The organism is Helicobacter sp. 13S00401-1, from assembly GCF_002272925.1.
Taxonomy (GTDB): Bacteria; Campylobacterota; Campylobacteria; order Campylobacterales; family Helicobacteraceae; genus Helicobacter_I.
Map to the genome: position 1 here is coordinate 1 of NZ_MLAR01000040.1, position 1,168 is coordinate 1,168.

Below are 1,168 nucleotides of genomic sequence, written 5' to 3' on the forward strand. Positions count from 1 at the left end.
GATGATGCTATCTTAAAAAGACTAGATAAAACAGCAAAGCAAAAAGGTGGTAACTTACTAGCAACTACTCCAAGTGGTAGGTTTGCTATGAAAGCACTTAATACATCTGCAAGATTACTAGGTTATATCTTACCTATGAGTGATCCAAAGTCTGCTATGTCTAAAGTAGTACAAGACTATCTAAAACTACCCTTACAAGATAAGTCTTTAGCAGGGCTAACTGAACATATAGTTAAAAGTAAGGAGTTTAGTAGGCTAGAACTTACTAAGAGGGCTATCTTAAGACTTTATGATAACTTTTTTAAAACCTTAAAGCCAGAGTATGCTAAAGCCTTTGAAGCCTCAAATCAAGAAAGAAAAGAACTAGATGAGTTTTTTAATACTAGTAATCTTACAAGTGAAGAAACTAAGCTTGCTAGTAAAGAAGATAATCTAACAAGTAATAATGTATCAAATAACCAAGACCTAAGTACTGATAAAGCAAATACCAATACTGATAAAGCAAACACTAATACTGATAAAGCAAATACTAGTGAAGAAGGATTAACCCCACTTGCAAGTAAAGAAGAAGGTGGGATTAATGAAGCTAAAGAAACAAGTCATATTTACAAACCCTACACTTTTACTTATAAGAAAAGTAAAGATGATGTAAGTAAAGAAGTTACAGCAAGCCCTGAAGTAGTAAAAGAGTGGATAGAAACACTAGGACTTAAAAGCTTAGAAGAAGATTTTATACCTACACTACCTTTAGAGGTTAAAGAAGCCCTTGGTGGCAAGGAAGTTAAGCTAACTTTGGGTAGTTTTAAAAAACTAGTAGGAAGGAATAGAACTAAGTATATAAAAGAGCTAAGACCAACTTTAGAAAGCCCAGATATGGTGTTTAAAGATAAAGAAGGAATGGTTATTTTCATAAAACAAATAGACGATAAGGTATATTTTACTAGCATTAATAAGGAGTTTGATGATTATTTAATAGCAGTTTCTAATGCACCTAAAAGAGCTAGCAATATAGAAAATAAGTTTAAGGCTGGGGGAGTAAAAAAAATATATCAATCTCCAAACTTCGGGACAAACTCGCCACAGAAAGCTTTTACAGATATCACGTCCTCAACCAACAAGACTGATATACAGGAAAATTCTACCAAAGCTACTAAAACAAGTCAAGAAG

Annotated in this window: 1 protein-coding gene; it reads left to right on the forward strand. The window is 32.9% G+C overall.

What is annotated here, in order from left to right:
- Nucleotides 1–1,168 (forward strand): PBECR2 nuclease fold domain-containing protein (locus BKH43_RS08580; RefSeq protein WP_253248087.1); only part of this gene is annotated, 1,168 nt, incomplete at both ends.